Below are 19,175 nucleotides of genomic sequence, written 5' to 3' on the forward strand. Positions count from 1 at the left end.
TCGCATTTGCGATAGTTGTGACAGAATTAAATTACACCTCGCGTCACCGACGCATCGACCTCCGACTCCCTAGCGAGTCCATCCCTTTGTACCAAGTCGTGCCTTGCGCATGCTCCAACCAGTTGGCTACTGGTGTGGAATCACTTTCTGAATCGTGTTTTCGCCGAGCACTTCCCATGTCAGCTTGTAAAACGCGCCTCGCAGCGTGCCACTTCGGTGTGCACAGCGGGCACCGTTCGAGCCTGGGACCATGTGGCGTCTCTCTCCAGGCCCCTCCTAGGCAGAACGGCCGTCGTTGACTGATCCGTGAACCTGCGGTGGACTATGTCCGAAATGGGTATTTGTGCAGCGTGACCCTGCTGCACGAGGACGGCTTCACGTCCTCGCATCGAGCTGCGCGCATCCGCGCGTCTGCTCCCTGTAAGCCACGCCCCCGGAAGGGGCGTGGCTGCAGGTTTCTCGCAAGCAAGCTCGCTTCCGCATGTCGGAGCGAGCTTTTTTTGTTTGTGAGACACCTTCGAACGGGAGCCCATGATGACGATCAATTCCGAAGTTGATTTCAAGATTCCTGCCGCAATCGCGGCAACGCTGGCTCCCCGGCGGTCCCAGTACACGGACCAGCCGCAAGCCTGGCGCACCCTTTGTGAGGCGGCATTTGTCGCCGGACTTCCCGAACCCGCTCGCGCGGCGTTCCTTTCCAACGTAACGACCCAGCGCGGGGCCGACATAGCCCTGCGCCTTCGGGAGCATGCTGCGTCGATCCGCGCCGCCGTCGTTCAGCACCTTGAGCGAAGGAGTACCAATCCATGCATGCACCCATCACCTACAGCGAGTTCGGGGCAGTCCGAAGCCTGATCGAGGAGCGGCCCGCGCGGCCGCCCATCATCGGCAAGATTCGCCCAGGCATCAAAGTCCTGACGAAGAAGGCCCGTGAGAGTGAACGCGCGGTCAAGCTCCACGATTCGCTGCTCGTCCAGGGAAAATCCTTCGAGACGATCGAGAAAGAATTAGAGCGCGCGACGGGCATCCGGAACTCAATGGCCCCCAAGAATGTCGGCTGGTTCACGTGCCGGCGTTCCGACTTCACCAATCCGGCCATCGCCGACGAGATCCTGGCGCGGCACGGCGAGGATCGCGGGGATGGCCTGAAACTCTGGCGCTTCCCAGTGCTATTCGCCTTCGACGACTGGCTGAGCAATATGCCCAACCAGCTCGCCGCGTGGGGAGCCAGCGGTCGCCAGTTCTTCTCCGAATACGGACCCGACGGACGGCGCTACTGCAAGACCTATGCGCCGCCGGAGAAAGACCCCCGTGCCAGCCGCGTCAAGCGCAATTTTGGTGGCAGGACGATCATCCTGCGTCAGGATGACGATATCCCGGACGGCATCTGCGACCCGGCGCAATGCCCGCAGTATCAGGCTCGATCATGCAATATGTCCGCATCGATGTTCTTCGCCATCCCGGGAATTCGCGGGCTTGGTTTGATCGAGCTGCCTACCAACTCCATATACGTTCTCCAAAAGGCTTTTGCCGCCATGCAGACCGTTTCGCTCGCGCGAGGTGGCCGGCTGGTTGGCGTGCAATTCTGGCTGAGCAAGCTGGAGGCCGAGATTAGTCGCATCGACGAGAACGGTCGCCCTGTCCGGCAAAGCCAGATGCTCACTATGCTGGATGCGGAGATCGACCTCGGTGCTCTCCTGGACGGCGGCGATCAGGTGCCTCAGGCCATCGAGGCCGCTAGCCAAGCTGTCGGCGCACTGGAGGCGCCGGCCGCGGCGGCTTCCCAGGCTGACGATGCGGGAGGAGATCGCACCTCGGCCCAGGTAGGCCAGCTTGGTCTGGCCGAAGGGGATCCCGACGACAAGGCGCATCAGTTGGAGGATTTGATTGCCCGCTTGGGTCTTGCGAGCGAAGACGATCGCCAAGGCCTCAGGGTCTACGCTCACGTTCACTACGGCAAGGGATGGTTCAAGCGCCCCAACGATCTGAGCAGCCTGATCGACGAGATGCAGGCGTCGTTGTCCGATCCGGCATCGTTCCGCGCACGTGTGCATGCCGCAGCCAGTGAGGCGCGTGCCACCGCCTGATGGATGTTGCTGTTCCTCTCATGGTCACCCCGTTGGGGTGGCCATTTTCTTTTGGTGCCCGCGCGGCGCCACTTCCCATTCCTGGAGGTCTCTCATGCAACACGAAGGCGCGCGCCTGCGCATGGCGCATTTTTCTGATCTGCACTACTCGCCCGGCCACTTGGCCGAGGCGGAATGTTGTTTCGGCTTTGCCGTTGAGGACGCCATCGCAGCGGAGTGTGTCGTGGGGGTGGTGTCGGGAGATTCGACCGACCACCGCCTGGATGCGCACACGCCCGCACTGGGTGCGTTAGCCCGCCGCATTCACCAACTCTCGGCGAACATGCCACTCCTGATGTTGCAGGGCACGTTCAGCCATGAGCCAGCCGGCACGCTAGACCTGTTTCGCCTCATCGGGGCGCGGTATCCGGTCTACGTTGCGGATCGCATCCACCAGGTGGCGCTGCGAGCGGGCCTTTTCATTCCGTCAGAGGGCGCCCTGTTCACCCGGCCCGAACTGGACCGGCTCGTGGCCAGCGGGCTGCCGGACGTGGTCTTTACCTGTGTGCCGACGGTCAACAAGGCCGTGCTGGCGTCGGTGGTCGGTGTTGCTGCGGCCGCTACGGCGCTGGGGGACCATCTGTCTACGTTCTTGGTTGCCGCCGGCGCCGTGAATCAACAGCTGCGTGGTTTCGGCATCCGGACGGTCGGTGTGTCCCATGGCACGGTGAATGGCTGTCTCACTGAGCACGGCGTGCCAATGGCGGGCTTCGATCACGAGTTCACGATCGGGGCGCTGTTCGCTGCGCAGTGCGATGCCTTCATGCTTGGCCACATCCACCGCTGCCAGCAATGGGAGCGGGACGGGCGAGTCGTCGCGTATCCGGGATCGATCGGACGCTTTCACTACGGAGAGGAAGGCGAGAAGTCCTACCTCCAATGGTCGGTGGCACCAGGCAACGCGGTGGCCACGCCGGTCGTGACGCCAGCTCGGGAAACCGTCTGCATCGACTTCAACGGTCCCCCCGATATGGATCAGCTTGCCTTGGCGGCTGCAACTGCCAACGACAAGTTCTTCCGCATCCGATGGACGATCGATGAAGAGCACCGCCAACTGGTGGATCGTGACGCAATCTGCGCGCTGTTTGGTGCAGCCGCCGAGCTGAAGCTGGAAGGCCGGGTCTTGCCGGCGGTGCGAAGCCGTGCCGAGGGCATCAGCCGGGCCGCGACGCTGGCCGAGAAGGTGGAACGCTGGGGCGAGCTCGCCGCGGTCGATACCTTCCGTCTGGTGGAGTATCTGCCTGTGCTGGAGAGCCTGGACGCACAGGCCATTGTCGATCTCGAGCTTGCCGAACTGGTTGACGCTGTTGTGCCTGTGGTGAGCGCATTGCCTCCTCCCGCCGCGCTAGCGCCAGCACCTACGCCTGCTACCGCGCCAGCGCTGGATTGGCTAACCGATGATCTGTTTGCTGGCGAGACGGCCTAACTCTTGAGCATGCGAGCCATGTTCCGATAGCCCCATGGGGGTTATCGAAACCAGGTTTTCCCCGCGTCTTTGACGCATCGACCCGCTGTATCCATCTTCTTCCCTTGACCCTGACGGGTGCTTCCCGTCCGGGGCGCACTCCGTCCCATTTGGAGTGCATCATGATTCTCTATCCTGCCGGCCCGGAATGGACCCATACGTTTGACGCAGCCATGGCCGCGTCGGAAATGGCCGCGCGTGTCACAAACGGCCACGGCTTCACACGCAGCACGCTGTTCCAGCCTTTCGGCGCGGGACGGGGTGCCGTGATTGCGCAGCGGGACCACATCCTGCTCATGGCATTGCATACTGAGGGTGGCCACGGCTGGTTCTCTGTGGCACCGTCACTGGCGCTGCAGCAGCTGCTCTGGTCCCTGTCCAACGGGCTGACAAGCCAGTGGAGCGAGCGCGAGCTGAAGATCCTGACCGGCTGCCGCACGTGGCCGGAAGTAGCCAACCTGGCCGGCAAGCAGTACGCCGCTGCGGTACGTTCGGTTGAGCGTGCATTGCAGGGGCTGCCGGAAGCGGAAACGCCCCCGCTGTCCGTTCTGTTTCCGGAAATGCCCGTGGATGAGTCCGGGTTGCTGGAATTGCCTGGCAACTACATGTCCTACATGCAGACCGATGAGGAGCTGTCATGCGCCCGCTGAAGTTGACCCTCTCGGGATTCCATGGGGTGCGTGACGGCATGCGCCGCGAAAGCGTTACCCTGGACCTCAGTGACTTGCCAACCGGCTTGATCGCGTTGGTGGGCCCGAACGGGGCCGGCAAGACGACGCTGATGGACAACCTCCATCCGTACCCGATCATGCCTAGCCATGCCGCCAAGATGTCTGCGGATGCGTTTTCCTACTGGGACCATCTCTGCGCCCCGCGCGCTGAGAAGGAACTGGTCTGGGAACACGGAGGCAAGACTTACCGGTCTGCATTCTCTTTCCGCAATTCCGGCAAGACGCGCAAGGCTGAGTACTACCTGTTCGAGCGCGACGCTGCAGGCAACGATGTGCCGCTCCGCTTGCCGGACGGGACTGTCTCCGATGGGAAGGCCGATACCTACAACCGTTGTCTGGAAGGGGTCATGGGTTCGCCCGAAGCGTTCTTCACGAGCGTGTTTTCTGCGCAGAACCGGCGTCCGCTGGCCAGCTACCAGACTGGCGAGATCAAGAAGCTGCTGGCCGAGTTGCTGGGCATCGAGCACCTTCGGGAGCTGTCGGCGAAAGCCGGCGAGGTGGCCAAGCTGCTCGGCCGCAATCTCGATGCGCTGCATGGCGATGTGGTTGCCCTCATGGGCAAGCGCGATCGCGGTTCCGTGCTGGCCGGCGAGATTCGGCAGATCAGCGAACGGCTGGGTGCTGAGCGGGAAGCGCGGGAGAGCGAGACTGCCAACGGCGCCAAGTTGCTGCAGGAGCGGGCCACGCTGGCGGCCAAGCAGTCCGCCGGCGCCGCTGTGGAAGCCCGCCTGCGGGAGTTGACTCAGCGCCAAAGCGAACTGACGTCGCGTAGCCGCCAGCTGGTGGCCGATGACAAGGCTGCCGGCAGTCGCGCAGCCCTGCGCCGGCGCGAGCTGGAGAGCCAACTCGGCGCCCGCAAGGCGACGCTTGCCGATGGCGATGCGATCACTGCGGCGGTAGCGCAGCGCGATGCCGTGCAGATGGAGATCGGCCGCAGTCAGGCCGAACTCGCGAAACTGCACAAGTCGGTCACGGAGCTGGAAGCCGTGCGACTGGCGCATGCATCCCTTACCACTGAGTTGGCTGGCCTGGAAGCCCGCGGCGCCACCGAGGCGCAGCTGGCGAAGGGCCTCAAGGGGCAAGCTGATGTCATTGAGACCGTACCGTGTGCGGACCATCCCATGCATGCAGCTTGCCCATTGCTGGGCCAGGCCCGCGACGCGAAAGCGAAGCTGGACCGTCAGGTGGTGCTGGTCACTGACCTTCGGGGCAGCTACCGCACCAAGCTGGAGGTTAAGAAGCCAATGGATCTTGCGTTGGCCACCCTGGCTAGCGCCCGTGCTGCCCACACCACGCTGCAGGCCGGCCTGGTGCAACAGGAGCGAGAGCTGCAGCGCCTGACGGCGCTGGCCGCCAAACTGCCATTGCTGGAGGCCGCCCGGGAGGGCTCGGCCCAGGCCACACGTGAGTCTGCGACGCTGGCTGAAGAGGAAGCGGCGCGCCAGACCCGGCATGCCCGGGATCTGGCCGACGCGGAATCGCAGTCCACTGCCGTGCAGCGGGAGTTGGCGACGCTGGCCACGGAAGACGTGACCGGCAAGATGGCCCAGTTGGATCGCCAGGTGACTGCCAGCCGGGAGACTGTTGCGGCCCTGGACGCCCGTATCGAGGCGCTCATCCGCCAGCAAAGTACGCTGGCGGCGGAAGTGGAGCGGCTTGAGGCGGAGTTGGCAGGTCTGCCGGCGGCGCAGGGCAGGGCGCAAGCGCTGTCCGATCGCATTTCCGTATGGAAGCTGTTGGCGAAAGCCCTCGGCAATGATGGCGTCATCGCGCTATCCATCGATGACGCGGGTCCCGAGCTGACACGGACCGTGAATGACCTGTTGCTGGCTTGTTACGGACCGCGATTCACCATCGCGATCCAGACACAGACAGCGCTAGCCAATGGCGAGAAGCGCGAGGGGTTCGAGATCGCTGTGCAGGATGGCGATAGCGGCGAATCGAAGAGCTTCACGGTCATGTCTGGCGGTCAAAAGATCTGGATCAACGAGTGCCTGACCCGCGGCATCGCGCTCTACCGAGCGCGAGACACGGGGCAGGCCTTCCAGACCCTTTTTACCGACGAGGCAGACGGGCCGTTGGACCCGGATCGTAAGCGCGCCTTTATGCAGATGAAGCGCGAAGTGCTTCGCCAGGGTGGGTATGAGCGTGAGTTCTTTATCTCGCACACCCCCAACTCGGTCGACGAGGCCGATGCAGTCATCGACGTGGCGGCCCTTGCGGCCTAAGCGATTGTTTAACCCGATGGGGCATGCCCCATCGGGGCTGCGCTGTCCTCTCCTTCTTCCCATGAAATTCCCGATCCTTCTTCTTGTGTTTTTCATTGCCCTGCGAGCGGCTGCAGCAGTGTTTCCGCCGATGCACGCGAGACCGGCCAAGTCACTCAAGTCCTCGTCCGCGCGTCTGGTTGTTGAGTGCCACACGAAACAGCCGACAGCACCCAGCCTGCTTTAGGCTCGATCCCGTTCAACCGCATGGCGCTCTTTCGGGGGCGCCTTTTTTTTGCCCAATTTCCATATGAATCGCGACCTTTCTCCTACCTTTCAGGACCCTCAGCCACGCTCTCGCCCGATGTGCGCAGCGGTGCCACTTGCCATGCTGAACGCCGCGGCACTGGTGGCTGATCTAGACGCCGCCTTGCGGCCGCTGATGGCTGCGGCCGGCGTCACCGATGGCGCCTTCGGCCCGGATGCCTGATCCAGGCTTGCGCTTCGCTTGCGTGGGCCCTGCGCCAACTGCGGCCGGGGTTGGCTGTCCAGCCGTTTTCTTTCGCTCATCACCTCGTCCGCGACTGTTGCCCGCAGCCGTGCGCCGTCAACGCGTGCCGGGCCGTGTCCTCGGCTGCGCCTGCGGGACGCACCAACCCGGCGCTAGTTTCCTTGACGGCGCACGCCCGCAGGCTCCTGTCCGAGCCGACATGGGGCGACTTGTGGCCCTCACACAAGACGCGGATCGACCGTCTTCCGCTGGCGATCGGGTGATGCGCGTGTCCAGTGGGGACGCCATGCGCGTAACTTGGTAGTCGTCCACCGGACTCCAACTGCAGTCAGCCGCCTCTTATGGGGGCGGCATTGTTCATCGCCGAATTGCGGGACGGGAGAGCCGAGGCGGGGTGGGTACAGTTCATGAATCGGCCCGACGGCTGAGTTCGGCTGTGGAATCAACCGTTCGATGCAACATACTAGGAGCTGCGCGAGCAGTGAAAAGTGTTGCATGGACCGGTTGATTCGCACTCCAGCCTCTGCACGATTAGCGCATAGCGGTGCCGGTACCTGGTCTTGTTCCTTCCGGGGAAACGCGCATCAACTACGCCAGCTCTTTCCCTAAGGCTGCAATCGCCTGCTCATTCTCAGAGGATGAGCCGACTGAGATGCGAAGCCATTCAGTCAAGCCATAGGACTTCAGGGGGCGTACGATGACACCGCGGCGATTGAGACGCTGGCTCATCTTGACTCCATCCCCCACCTTCACGAGTACGAAGTTCGCGTGAGACCGGATGTACTCGAGGCCCAGCTTGTCCAACGATTCATACAGGTACGTGAGCCCTGTGGCGTTGCATCCGGCCGTCTTGCCAAGGAACTCGGTGTCGTTGAGCGCTGCCACCGCAGCAATCTGAGCCATGCAGGTCACAGAAAACGGCGCTCGTACCCGCCTGAGCATGTCCGCCACCTTCGGTTGTGCGATGCCGTAGCCAACGCGAAGACCTGCCAGCCCATAGGCTTTGGAGAACGTGCGGGTGAGAAGGAGATTGGGATAGTCTCGCACCCACTCCACTGAACGCGAGCGCTCGTGTTCAGGCAGGTATTCGTAGTAAGCCTCATCAAGCAGGACCACTACGTTCTTCGGAACGTGCTTCAGAAAGCCTTCAATTTTCTCGTTTTCGATATACGTGCCCGTGGGATTCCCAGGGTTGGCGATATAGACGAGGGCAGTATGTTCATTAATCTTGCCTAGCAGACCGTCCAGGTCGACGCGGAAGTCTGGCGACGGCACGACAACGGCAGTCGCACCGACACGCTGTGCCGCGCTTGCGAATGCCTGAAAGGAGTACTGCGAGTACACGGTCTGGCGGCCGTGCGTGAGAAGCGACACCGCGGCCATGCTCAGCACTGCTTCAGAACCGCTGCCTACTACAATCCACTCAGGTGGCACGTTGTGGAAAGTTGCAATCGCGGCAGTGAGTTCCACAGAGTCGTTGTCCGGGTAGAGCGCGATTTCCGGTGGCGTCTCAGCGAGAGCCATCTTGGCCAGCACGCTAGGACCCAGTGGGTTCTCATTGGAAGCGACCTTGACAATATCGTCAGGACTGATGCCCAATTCACTCGCTAGCGCGTTGATGGCGAGTCCTGGTACATATGGTTGCAGTTTTTGAATGTGTTCCGGGAAATCAGGCATATGGTAAAGGATGGCGTCGAGTTTGTCGGTGGCACGTCTGCAACCTGTTGTTGCACGCAATGGCGGTGTCCATGGACGCATCCATGGAGGTCGGTGCCAGTTGCAACAATGTTGGTGCCAATGCCGCATATCTGCCATCGTTTGAGGTACATCGCGATTCCGGATTGGAATCACAAGGAGACAACCCCCCTTGTTGCAACAACGGGGGTGCACAAGAAGCGAGCCATATCTCGAGCACGAACCTTGCTAGGAGATAGGTCGTCGCATAGGGTCCTAGAGTCATGACAATTCAACAGCTCCGAGCACTGGTCGCAGTAGTAGCTCACGGCGGATTTCGTGCTGCTGCACGGGCACTCAATGTTTCTCAAGGGGGACTGACCAAGAACATCTCGGCACTTGAGGAAGAATACGGAATCACATTCATTGACCGGAGTGCCAAGGGAGTGCTTCTCAGCCCCCAAGGGGAAGCGTTCCTGCACTTTGCAAAGTCCATCTTGGAGGAAGCGGACCGGGCGGAAGACTGGCTGAAGAAGGTTTCCGAGAACGCCTCGACCAGCGTATCCCTCGGCGTTTCGGTGGAACCGTCGATACGGCTGGTGCCGGCGGTGCTCCAAGATTTCAGGCGGACTCTGCCGAACGTCATGATTCGCCTAACGCAAAGCGTCTCCCTTGAATTGCTGAGAGCCTTACGAGAGAACCGGATTGAACTGGCAGTGATGCGGCTGCCACGAAATTTCGATGCAAGCGACCTGAGAGTGGAGCGCCTGTATCAGTCGGAGCCAGTGATTGTCGGGAGGGCAGGTCACCCGTGTGCAAGCGGCGCGACGATTCGTGACCTTGTTAAGTACGATTGGGTGGTCATTGGGGACACCTCGCAATCTGGTGCCGAAGCCGATGACAGTACTTGGGAGCTTTTTGACCAAAGCGGCGAGAGCAGACCTCGTTTCGCCGCCGTGTGCAATTCCGTTTTCAGTCTTCTATCGATGCTGTTGGAATCGGACGCACTAGCGCGTGTACCACGCTCGGTTCTTGAACACCCACTGGTGAGCCGCCGCGTGGTCGCGATTCCGACAACTCTGCCCAAGCATCCATATTGGGTTGCAGTGGTGTCGAAATCATCCCGGCGGCTCTCACCCGAGGCGCAGACGCTGAGCGCGATGCTCACTTCTTATGCGCGCATCACTACCGCAATGGGCAGAGAGTAGTGCTCAGCAGGCGGTCGCGAACGTCAGGCTTGGCGGTGGCTCGAAGTGCTGCCAAGGAGCGCCGATAGACTTGCGGTGTGCTCTCGGAGCGTTGCGGCGAGTTCCTTGATGCGGTCGTTGTCGAGGCGGACGCTCGGCCCAAAAATGGCAACTGACCCTGCCAAGCTTTCCTTCTGGTCAAAGAACGGAGCAGCGATTGCGACTGCTCCAGCGATAAGCTCATCATGACTCTCCGCGTAGCCATCCTTGCGTACAGCATCGAGTTGACTGCGGAGCTCTGAAAGGTCGAGCTTCATCCCATCACTGTATTTGCGCAGTTGCTCGGCAGACGGGTCCATCCAGGCAAGCAAAGCGCGTCCGCTCGCGCCGCGGAAAATCTTCTCGCTGTAGCCAACACCCCGCTTGAAACTAAGCGGTTGTGGACTGGGAATCTCAGCGATGCAGAGTCGAGTCGCGCCATGTGGCACAAAGAGTGCCACCGTTTCCCCAGTCTCTTCCCACAATTTGCGCATGACTGGTTGAGCGATTTCCGCCAAGTCGAAGCTAGAGGTCCATGCCCAGGCCAAGCGGCCGACGGATGGGCCAAGACGAAAGCGCTGAGGGTCTCCGCTAGCCGTCAAAAAACCATTCTGCTCGAGCGTGTAGAGCAGCCGGTAAAGCGTCGGACGGCTTAAGTCGACACGTTTGAGCAGTTCAGCAACTGTGAGTTCACGGTCGCCGGCACCAAAGGCGAGCAGGATGTCTAGTGCACGGTCTACTGCGCGAACACCTTCGCCGCCCTTCTCTTTCTCAACCTCTGCCATTGCTCTCTCGTAAGCCTTCATGTTTGCGACCCGCGCGCCCTCGTCACTACCGGAACGTGGGGCTCTCGGGAGCTGGTTGTTGGGAATTCTACATGGAGTTTGCACCCTGACCTCGCCCCGCACGGACGCGGACCGGTGCCCACAAGTTGCGTTTACTTCTAGCATCCATGCCACTTGTCGATACCCCGGCGGCTACATGGACTGGGTCCGGTCGCCGTTCGAGTCACCCCAAAAAGGCGTCGTCGTGAGTGGCCGGTCATCGCCCACACACTGATCTCCCCGCCTTGACAATCTCTCGCTAGTTCGTACAATGGACTCAAATATCACTAGACGGACAGAATAACTCAACCCGCAACACGGAGACAAATAAGTATGTTCCCCCGCATATTGGCCAATTGGTCCATGTCCACTCGTCTTTGGGGCGCTGCATTAGGCGCATTTCTCTGCGCTGCGACTGTCCCGAGCTATGCCCAGAGCACAGAGCGGTATCCAGAGCGACCGGTCAAAATCGTGGTCGGATTTGCTCCTGGTGGCACCAATGACATCCTTGCGCGAGTGTTGTCCCAGAAGCTTCAGCAGCGCCTGAAGCAGGCATTCGTGGTGGAAAACAAGCCGGGTGCGAACTCCGCGATTGGCACCGATTTCGTGGCAAAGGCGCCGGCTGACGGTTACACGCTTCTCGTTTCGTCTAGCGGCGGCTTGACGACCAATCCCGTCACGATGGCGAATCTGGCCTACGACCCGGTCAAGGACTTCGAGCCCGTTGCGTTGCTCGGCTCATACCCTCTTGTCGTTGCGGTGAACGCTGCGCTGCCGGTCAAGACCTTCCCAGAACTAGTCTCCTTCGCGAAAACACGCCCAGACGACACTCTGAATCACGGCGCAATCTCTTCATCGTTCCAACTGGCGTCTGAGCTTCTCGCAAGCAAGTCCGGATTCAAGTTCAACCAGGTCAACTACCGCGGGTCGGGCCCAGCACTGGTTGCATTGATGGCGGGCGAGGTGGATGTCGAGTGTGTGGATAGCGCCGCCATCCTGCCGCAAATTAAGTCCGGAAGAATCCGTGCTCTCGCCGTCACAACCGCCAAGCGGTCGGCGGCATGGCCGGGCGTACCCACCGTCGCGGAATCGGGCGTACCAGGGTTCGATGTCCCCATTTGGACCGCCCTGATGGCACCGAAAGGAACCCCGAAGCCCATTCTCGAAAAACTGCGCATCAGTCTGAAAGAAATCCTGGCTGAGAAGGATACGGTCGACCGGTTCGTCGCGCTCGGTATGGAGCCCGGAAATACCGATGTGCAGTCCCTGACCGAACGCATCAGCACAGATATCAAGCGTTGGGCCGCTGTCGCCAAGGCGGCCAACATCAAGCCCCAGTAACTGAATCACTTGCAGGACCACAAGCATGGAAACGATTCCGGTAACTCTTCTGTTCGCTGATGGCGTTACACACCATCTCCAAGCGAAGAAGGGCGAAAAACTTCTCGATGTTGCAGCAGGCGCCGGATTGACGCTCCTCACCGACTGTTCGAATGGGCAGTGCGGTACATGCGCGGCGAACTGCGTGTCCGGTTCCCTCGAACTGGACGACTACGACCCGAGCGTCTTGCCTGACGACGAGCGGGAAGACGGTGCAGTGCTGTGCTGTGTGTCCCGCGTGCTGGAACCAGCGGTGATTGAGTTGCCCTACGACTCCAGTGAAGCGAGTGCAGAAGAAGCACCGACCCAGCGCGGCCGTGTGAACGCAATCGAACGCATTGCTGAAGAGACCGTTCGACTCGAGGTCGATGTGGCCGAGCCGGTGCACTTCTTGCCAGGTCAGTACGTGCGCATGCTTCTTCCGGGGCAGACGCAATGGCGCTCGTACTCGATGGCCAATGAGTCGGGACAAACGCGGCTGGTGTTCTACGTGCGCATTGTGCCGGGCGGCATGTTCTCGAACTGGCTCACAAGTGAAGCCGCTCCTGGGGCAGAGATTGAGGTAAGCGCTCCGCGTGGAAGTTTCTTTCTTCGCAATGACGACCGCCCACGACTGTTTGTCGCCGGCGGTACTGGGCTTGCACCCTTTCTCGCGATGCTTCGCGCTGTCGGTAACGGCTCCTACTCGACCACGCCGATACGACTTCTTGTTGGTGTTCGAACGGGCCAACACCTGTTTGCTACCGAAGAAATCGAAGCCATTAAGCGTGAGAACCCACAGCTCCAGGTGCAGTACGCTGCCGAGAGCGCCGTAGTTCAGGGATGTCACGAAGGCTACGCGACTGACCTGATAGCCCAAATTGAAGTCGACCCGCGGACCCAGGTCTATCTGTGCGGCCCGCCTCCGATGGTGGAGGCAGGACGTGATGCAGCAGCCAAAGCAGGTCTTCGCCGTGGCGACGTGCTTTGCGAGCGATTTGCCTGACTTGCAGGCGTAACCACCATTCGTACTTAGAGCGAGGACACATGAAATACAACGCAATGATTGACACCGACCACGGCATGATTAGCCGTGAAATCTTCTCGGAAAAAGCGGTGTTCGACGACGAACTCGAGAAGGTCTTTACGCGCGCATGGCTGTTTGTTGGTCACGAAAGCCAGATTCCCAATCCGGGAGACTATTTCACTTCGCGGATGGGAGCAGAGTCCGTCATCCTGGCCCGCGACAAGAAGAACCAGATTCACGTCTTCTTGAACTCATGCCGTCACCGCGGCATGAAGGTCTGCCAGTATGACCATGGAAACACCCAGCTCTTCACGTGTCCCTATCACAGCTGGAGCTACACGACCGAAGGCAAGCTGTTCGGCGTGCCGCAGTTCAAGAATCTGTATGAAGGTTGCCTGCAGAAGGAAGACTGGTCGCTGATTGAAGTGGCCACGCTCTACAACTACAAGGGCACCATCTGGGCAACTTGGGACAAGGACGCTCCGGACTTCCTGACATACCTCGGTGATGCGCGCACGCACCTCGACCTGGCGCTCGATGGCCGTGATGGCAGCGAAGGCGGTTCGGAAGTGCTGATGGGTGTCCACAAGTGGATTATTCCCTGCAACTGGAAGTTCGCTGCGGAGAACTTCCTGGGCGATACGTACCACAACGTCAGCCACCGCTCGGTGGACCTCATCGGTATCGGCCCGAGCGCGGAGGCTGGTGTGAAGGGTCGTCGCGACAATGAGCTGGAACACGCCAAGCACGTGTGGGTGAACTTCCCGTCGGGTCACGGTGTGCATAGCGCAATCATGCCGGAGAACACCCCGTTCGTGAACACGTTCCAGAACGACCCGATTGTGGCTGAGTACTTCCGCCACTGCCACGAGGAGCGCCAACGCCGCTTGGGCAACCAAGCTCGATTGGTTCCTTTCGTCGGCACGATTTTCCCGAACGCGTCGTTTCATGGCAAGCAGCCTCGCTCGATTTGCGTCTGGCATCCGCACGGGCCGGAGGCCACCGAGGCGTGGCGCTTCTTCCTGGTCGACAAGAGCGCGCCGCAAGAGGTGAAGGATTTCCTGCGCAAGTACTACATGCGCTATTCGGGCCCTGCCGGCATGACCGAGCAGGATGACATGGAGAACTGGAACTACGCCACCGCCGGCAGCCGCGGCGTGATTGCGAAGCGTTACCCGTACAACTACCAGCAATCCCTGGGCGCAGTGCAGTCAAACGACCCGGTTAAAGGCAACGTAAGCCTGCAGGTGAGCGAAGAGAATCCGCGTCAGTTCTACCGCCGTTGGCGCGATTACATGAACGGCGCCGATTGGGAAACCCTGCTCGGCAAGAACGATGCACCGCGCGCCGCTGCAGCCTGAACAGGTGAATGAAATGCCAGTAACTATCGTAACAGGCGGAACCTTCGGCTTGGGCAAGGCAATCACGCTGCTACTCGCGCAACGAGGCCACAGCGTGGTGGCTTTCGGCTTGCGCAAAGCGCAGGTTTCGAGCACGGCGCAGGGCTTCGAAGAGCTGGAGGCAGAAATCGCACATCTCGGTCTGTCCGACCGAGTTCTTCTTCGCGAAGCCGATGTCTCAAATCCCGAGGACGTGGCCCGTGTGACGGAGGAAACTCTGAGGCGCTTTGGACGTATCGATGGGCTTGTCAACAACGCCGCCATCGGTCCACTGGGAACGGTACTCGACACTGACCCTATGCTGTTCGACAGCATCTTCGCAGTGAACGTCCGCGGAACCTACCTGACCAGCCGTGCGGTGATACCGCAGATGGCGAGCCAGGGAGGCGGTTCGATTGTGAACATTGGTTCTGGGGCTGGATACGGCAAGCCGAACATGGCCGCATACGCTTCCAGCAAGGGTGCCATTGTCGCGCTGACGATGGCCATGGCGTATGACCACTTTCACGACCATATCCGTGTGAATGTCGCAATTCCCGGTGGCGGCGGAATCGTCTCAGGGATGAGTGTTGGCCGTGTCGGCGGCGACGTTGACGTGTTCAAGAGCAGGAAGGTGGCGGGCACAGTCGCGGGGCGCACCGCCACGGGCGAAGACCTGGCGCGCGCAGTGGCTTTCCTCTTGTCCGACGACGCCACCACTATCTCAGGCACCGTGGTTGACGTTGGATGCTTCGCGCATCAAGGCGGCCCTGTCCCGTCGAAACAATAGAAATCTGGAAGGACAAATCATGAGTGAGATTGCCGAAGTTCAGGCAGAAGCGGCACCTGCAGCAGTGCCCGCCATCGTCCGCGACGCGAAGTACTACGACCTGAAGCGCGAGATGGAAGAGTTCCTCTACGACGAGGCGGAGTTGCTTGATGAGCGTCGCTTCAAGGAATGGCTGGAGACGCTCGCGGAAGACCTCGTGTACTTCATGCCGATGACCTACAACGTCAAGTTCGGCGAGCACGAGAAACGTGAAAAGACCCGCTACGAAAAAGACATGAGCTGGTTCAACGAGGGGAAATGGACTCTCACCAAACGGGCTGAGCAGATTCTGACCGGCGTGCACTGGGCAGAGGAACCTCTTTCCCGTCTTTGCCGCCTCGTAACCAATGTCCAGGTTACGGATGTGCGTCGCAATGCGGCTGGTGAGGACGAAGTCTCGGTTCGCAGCCGGTTCGTGATGTACCAGAACCGCTGCGAATACGAAGAGTACTACTTCGTCGGCAAGCGTAACGACGTTGTGCGTCGCGTGAATGGCCAGTGGAAGCTCGCGCGGCGCGAAATCAGTCTCGGTCAGACCGTGCTGCTGGCCAAGAACCTGACGATGTTCTTCTGAGGAGTGCAACCATGATTAATTTTATGGAACTGAAGGCTGGCCAACAGTTGGTCCTGAAGAACAATGCCGTGGCCGAGGTCATCGACAACATTGGCGATGGAATCTGGGTGCAGGTCCGGTATATCGACTCTCCGCAAGACCCGTCAATGGTCGGGGCCGAAGAGCTGTGCCATTGCGAGGAAGCCGTACGCATCGTCGAATAAGTCGATGCGCCTGGTAGCGGCCGCCCCTTGGCGAGCAATCGCTATCAGCGGCCCCTTCCGGGCTTGGGTGTGCGCGCCCAAGCCAATCAGATACCGAGGCAAAGCACTAGTTGATGGAGCGAAATAGTGACACTGTCCAACCTCACAGTTGGCGTACCGCCATACAGGCTCACCGGTACGGTCTACGGCACGCTGGCGAATGACCGTGCCTTGCTTGAAAAGCTTGGTGACAGCATTGAGAAACCGCCGTACAAGGCCGCGCCCAAGGCGCCTGTCCTGTACGTAAAACCGCGCAATACGCTCTCCACCACGGGGGCGTCGATGGCGATGCCTGCTGACGTGAACGAAATGGACATTGGAGCGACTATCGGCCTGGTTATTGGGCGAGTCGCCTCACGTCTGAAGGAAGAAGATGCCCTTGACTACGTCAGTGGCGTGACGCTGGTTGCGGATTTGCGCGTCCCGCACGATAGCTTTTATCGCCCTTCCGTTCGGTTCAACGCCCGCGACGGCTCGTGCTTCATCGGACCAGAAGTAGTCGGACTGACGGATTTGCCGAAACCTGACGAGATTGCTCTGACGGTCTTCGTTGATGGGCAGGAACAACCTTCGGTGCGCCCGCAGCGGATTCGCTCCGCAGCGAAGCTGCTGGCCGACGTCACGGATTTCATGACGCTGGTGCCAGGCGATGTCCTGTTGCTCGGGATTCCTGTATCCATGCCGCGCGTACGTGCGGGGCAAAATTTCGCCATTGCTGCGACAGGCATTGGACGTCTCGAAGGAGTGGTCGTATGAAGACTGCGCGTGTGGCCTACGGCGGCGCGATTCATGTGGGGACGGAACATCCCGACGGCGTACGCCTAGCGGATGGCCGCGTGGTGGCCGAGGAAGACGTCGTGTGGCTGCCTCCGTTCGAGGTGGGTACCATCATCGCCCTGGGCCTGAACTATGCGGACCACGTCAAAGAGCTGGCAAAGGAGCTGACAGTTACCACAAAGGACGAGCCCTTGGTGTTCTTAAAGGGGCCGGGAGCTCTCGTTGGGCACCGTGCGCAGAGTCGCCGTCCCAAGGACGCCACCTTCATGCACTACGAGTGCGAGCTTGCCGTCGTGATTGGCAAGCCAGCGAAGGATGTGAAGACTGCCGATGCGATGGACCACGTCGCCGGCTACACGGTCTGCAACGACTATGCTATCCGCGACTACCTAGAGAACTGGTATCGCCCCAACCTGCGGGTGAAGAACAGGGATACCTGCACGGTACTCGGGCCATGGTTCGTCGACGCTGCGGACATCCCAAATCCGCACGCACTGGGACTTCGCACCCTCGTCAATGGAGTGGTGACTCAGCAGGGTTCGACGGCGGACATGATTAATGAAATTCCCGCGCTGATTGAGTATCTGAGCAGCTTCATGACACTCATGCCAGGCGACGTCATCCTGACCGGCACGCCGGATGGGGTGGTCAATGTCAATGATGGGGATGAGGTGGTGTGCGAAATCGAAGGGATTGGTTCCCTCCAGAACACCATCGTAGGCGATGCGGTATTTGGGCGATAAGGATTCATTGTGCGTATTCATCATCTGATTGACGGCAAGGCCGTCGAAAGCAAAGACTACTTCGAAACGGTCAATCCGGCCACGCAAGAAGTTCTGGCCGAGGTGGCTTCGGGCGGCGAAGCGGAAGTCAATGCGGCAGTCGCAGCAGCCAAGGCGGCATTCCCGAAGTGGGCAGGAATGGCTGCGGCTGACCGGGCACGTCGCGTTCGCAAGCTCGGTGACCTGATTGCACAGCACGTACCTGAGCTGTCGCAGACCGAGACCAACGACTGCGGTCAAACCATTTCGCAGACTGGCAAGCAGTTGGTACCGCGGGCTGCCGATAACTTCTACTACTTCGCAGAGATGTGCACTCGTGTCGACGGTCACACCTACCCGACGCCGACGCATCTGAACTACACCCTGTTCCACCCGGTGGGCGTGTGCGCCCTGATTAGCCCCTGGAACGTGCCTTTCATGACGGCAACCTGGAAGGTGGCTCCGTGCCTCGCGTTCGGCAATACCGCAGTGCTCAAGATGAGCGAGCTGTCGCCGATGAGCGCGGCGCGCCTGGGTGAATTGGCGCTGGAGGCGGGCATTCCAGCTGGCGTCCTGAATTTGGTGCACGGTTACGGCAAGGACGCGGGGGAGCCGCTGGTCGCTCATCCGGATGTGCGTGCTATCTCCTTCACCGGTTCGACAGTGACGGGGAACCGCATTGTAAAGTCAGCCGGCCTCAAGAAGTTCAGCATGGAACTAGGCGGAAAAAGCCCGTTCGTCCTCTTCGAGGATGCGGACCTCGAACGCGCACTGGACGCAGCCGTGTTCATGATTTTCTCGAACAATGGTGAGCGCTGCACCGCCGGCAGCCGAATTCTGGTTCAGCAAAGCATCTACAAGGACTTCGCAGAGAAGTTTGCCGAGCGTGCGCGACGCATCGTGGTTGGCGACCCCCTCGACGAAAGGACAATCGTCGGTCCGATGATTAGCCAAGCCCACCTTGCCAAGGTACGCAGCTACATCGAGCTTGGCCCGAAGGAGGGCGCGACGATGCTGTGTGGTGGCCTGGACCGCCCGTCGTACGCTCCGGAGCTGGGTGACCGCGTGAAAGGCGGCAACTTCGTGTGGCCGACGGTGTTCGCAGACGTCGACAACCGCATGCGCATCGCCCAGGAAGAAATCTTCGGCCCGGTGGCGTGCCTGATTCCGTTCCGCGACGAAGCGCACGCTATCGAGCTCGCCAACGATATCGAGTACGGGCTGTCGAGCTACGTTTGGACCGAAAACATCGGTAAGGCTCACCGTGTCGCTGCGGCAGTTGAGGCCGGGATGTGCTTCGTCAACAGCCAGAACGTACGTGACCTGCGCCAGCCGTTCGGCGGCACCAAGGCTTCAGGCACCGGCCGCGAGGGTGGCACTTGGAGCTACGAAGTGTTCTGTGAACCCAAGAACGTCGCGGTGTCGATGGGCGACCATCACATTCCGCACTGGGGAGTATAAGC

At 60.5% G+C, this 19,175-nt stretch carries 17 protein-coding genes; 15 read left to right on the forward strand and 2 right to left on the reverse strand.

The genetic code is table 11. The annotated features are described in order from the left end of the window. Nucleotides 1-534: 534 nt before the first annotated feature. The 5 genes from AC1RQK_RS13635 (at nucleotide 535) to AC1RQK_RS13655 (ending at nucleotide 6,550) form a co-directional block, all read left to right on the forward strand. Nucleotides 535-855: a DUF7696 family protein gene (locus AC1RQK_RS13635; RefSeq protein ID WP_492809521.1), complete on the forward strand. Its 321-nt coding sequence runs from the start codon at nucleotides 535-537 to the stop codon at nucleotides 853-855. Beyond that, a complete protein-coding gene (locus AC1RQK_RS13640; protein WP_492809344.1) occupies nucleotides 807-2,087 on the forward strand; it encodes a recombination directionality factor in 1,281 nt (426 codons plus the stop codon). Before AC1RQK_RS13635 ends, AC1RQK_RS13640 begins: the two co-directional genes overlap by 49 nt. Nucleotides 2,088-2,181: 94 nt before the next feature. Continuing rightward, a complete protein-coding gene (locus tag AC1RQK_RS13645; RefSeq protein ID WP_492809345.1) occupies nucleotides 2,182-3,552 on the forward strand; it encodes a metallophosphoesterase family protein in 1,371 nt (456 codons plus the stop codon). Between the two features lie 161 nt (nucleotides 3,553-3,713). Beyond that, nucleotides 3,714-4,241: a hypothetical protein gene (locus AC1RQK_RS13650; protein WP_492809346.1), complete on the forward strand. Its 528-nt coding sequence runs from the start codon at nucleotides 3,714-3,716 to the stop codon at nucleotides 4,239-4,241. Then, complete coding sequence (locus tag AC1RQK_RS13655) at nucleotides 4,229-6,550, forward strand: AAA family ATPase (protein WP_492809347.1); 2,322 nt, start codon at nucleotides 4,229-4,231, stop codon at nucleotides 6,548-6,550. The genes AC1RQK_RS13650 and AC1RQK_RS13655 overlap by 13 nt, the downstream gene beginning before the upstream one ends. Before the next feature lie 1,078 nt (nucleotides 6,551-7,628). Here the strand turns inward: AC1RQK_RS13655 and hisC are convergent. After that, entirely contained in the window at nucleotides 7,629-8,717 is a 1,089-nt protein-coding gene (gene hisC, locus AC1RQK_RS13660; RefSeq protein WP_492809523.1) for a histidinol-phosphate transaminase, read from the reverse strand. Between the two features lie 281 nt (nucleotides 8,718-8,998). Here hisC and AC1RQK_RS13665 point away from each other — a divergent pair, with 281 nt between their 5' ends. Beyond that, a complete protein-coding gene (locus AC1RQK_RS13665) occupies nucleotides 8,999-9,922 on the forward strand; it encodes a LysR family transcriptional regulator (protein ID WP_458766323.1) in 924 nt (307 codons plus the stop codon). A gap of 23 nt (nucleotides 9,923-9,945) precedes the next feature. Here AC1RQK_RS13665 and AC1RQK_RS13670 read toward each other — a convergent pair whose 3' ends face one another. Continuing rightward, nucleotides 9,946-10,725: an IclR family transcriptional regulator gene (locus tag AC1RQK_RS13670; RefSeq protein ID WP_492809348.1), complete on the reverse strand. Its 780-nt coding sequence runs from the start codon at nucleotides 10,723-10,725 to the stop codon at nucleotides 9,946-9,948. A gap of 402 nt (nucleotides 10,726-11,127) precedes the next feature. On the opposite strand from AC1RQK_RS13670, the gene AC1RQK_RS13675 reads away from it, so the two are divergent. The 9 genes from AC1RQK_RS13675 to hpaE all read left to right on the forward strand — a co-directional run bounded on the left by AC1RQK_RS13675 (nucleotide 11,128) and on the right by hpaE (nucleotide 19,173). Continuing rightward, complete coding sequence (locus AC1RQK_RS13675; RefSeq protein ID WP_492809349.1) at nucleotides 11,128-12,105, forward strand: Bug family tripartite tricarboxylate transporter substrate binding protein; 978 nt, start codon at nucleotides 11,128-11,130, stop codon at nucleotides 12,103-12,105. A gap of 25 nt (nucleotides 12,106-12,130) precedes the next feature. Beyond that, nucleotides 12,131-13,129, forward strand: coding sequence for a 2Fe-2S iron-sulfur cluster-binding protein (locus AC1RQK_RS13680; protein WP_492809350.1), 999 nt, complete (start codon nucleotides 12,131-12,133; stop codon nucleotides 13,127-13,129). Nucleotides 13,130-13,170: 41 nt separating this feature from the next. Next, nucleotides 13,171-14,511, forward strand: a complete 1,341-nt coding sequence (locus AC1RQK_RS13685) for an aromatic ring-hydroxylating oxygenase subunit alpha (protein WP_492809351.1) — start codon at nucleotides 13,171-13,173, stop codon at nucleotides 14,509-14,511. Between the two features lie 13 nt (nucleotides 14,512-14,524). After that, the gene (locus AC1RQK_RS13690; RefSeq protein ID WP_492809352.1) at nucleotides 14,525-15,319 is read left to right on the forward strand and encodes an SDR family NAD(P)-dependent oxidoreductase; all 795 of its coding nucleotides are present in this window, start codon (nucleotides 14,525-14,527) and stop codon (nucleotides 15,317-15,319) included. Between the two features lie 19 nt (nucleotides 15,320-15,338). Beyond that, the gene (locus tag AC1RQK_RS13695) at nucleotides 15,339-15,932 is read left to right on the forward strand and encodes a 3-phenylpropionate/cinnamic acid dioxygenase subunit beta (RefSeq protein WP_458766314.1); all 594 of its coding nucleotides are present in this window, start codon (nucleotides 15,339-15,341) and stop codon (nucleotides 15,930-15,932) included. 11 nt (nucleotides 15,933-15,943) lie between these two features. After that, entirely contained in the window at nucleotides 15,944-16,135 is a 192-nt protein-coding gene (locus tag AC1RQK_RS13700; RefSeq protein WP_458766313.1) for a hypothetical protein, read from the forward strand. A 126-nt stretch (nucleotides 16,136-16,261) separates the two neighbouring features. Continuing rightward, complete coding sequence (locus AC1RQK_RS13705) at nucleotides 16,262-16,930, forward strand: fumarylacetoacetate hydrolase family protein (protein ID WP_492809353.1); 669 nt, start codon at nucleotides 16,262-16,264, stop codon at nucleotides 16,928-16,930. Continuing rightward, on the forward strand, nucleotides 16,927-17,694 hold the full coding sequence (locus AC1RQK_RS13710) for a fumarylacetoacetate hydrolase family protein (protein ID WP_492809354.1): 768 nt from the start codon (nucleotides 16,927-16,929) through the stop codon (nucleotides 17,692-17,694). The genes AC1RQK_RS13705 and AC1RQK_RS13710 overlap by 4 nt, the downstream gene beginning before the upstream one ends. Before the next feature lie 9 nt (nucleotides 17,695-17,703). Continuing rightward, on the forward strand, nucleotides 17,704-19,173 hold the full coding sequence (gene hpaE, locus AC1RQK_RS13715; RefSeq protein ID WP_492809355.1) for a 5-carboxymethyl-2-hydroxymuconate semialdehyde dehydrogenase: 1,470 nt from the start codon (nucleotides 17,704-17,706) through the stop codon (nucleotides 19,171-19,173). Nucleotides 19,174-19,175: the final 2 nt, after the last annotated feature.

The organism is Cupriavidus sp. GW822-FHT02D05, from assembly GCF_058802485.1.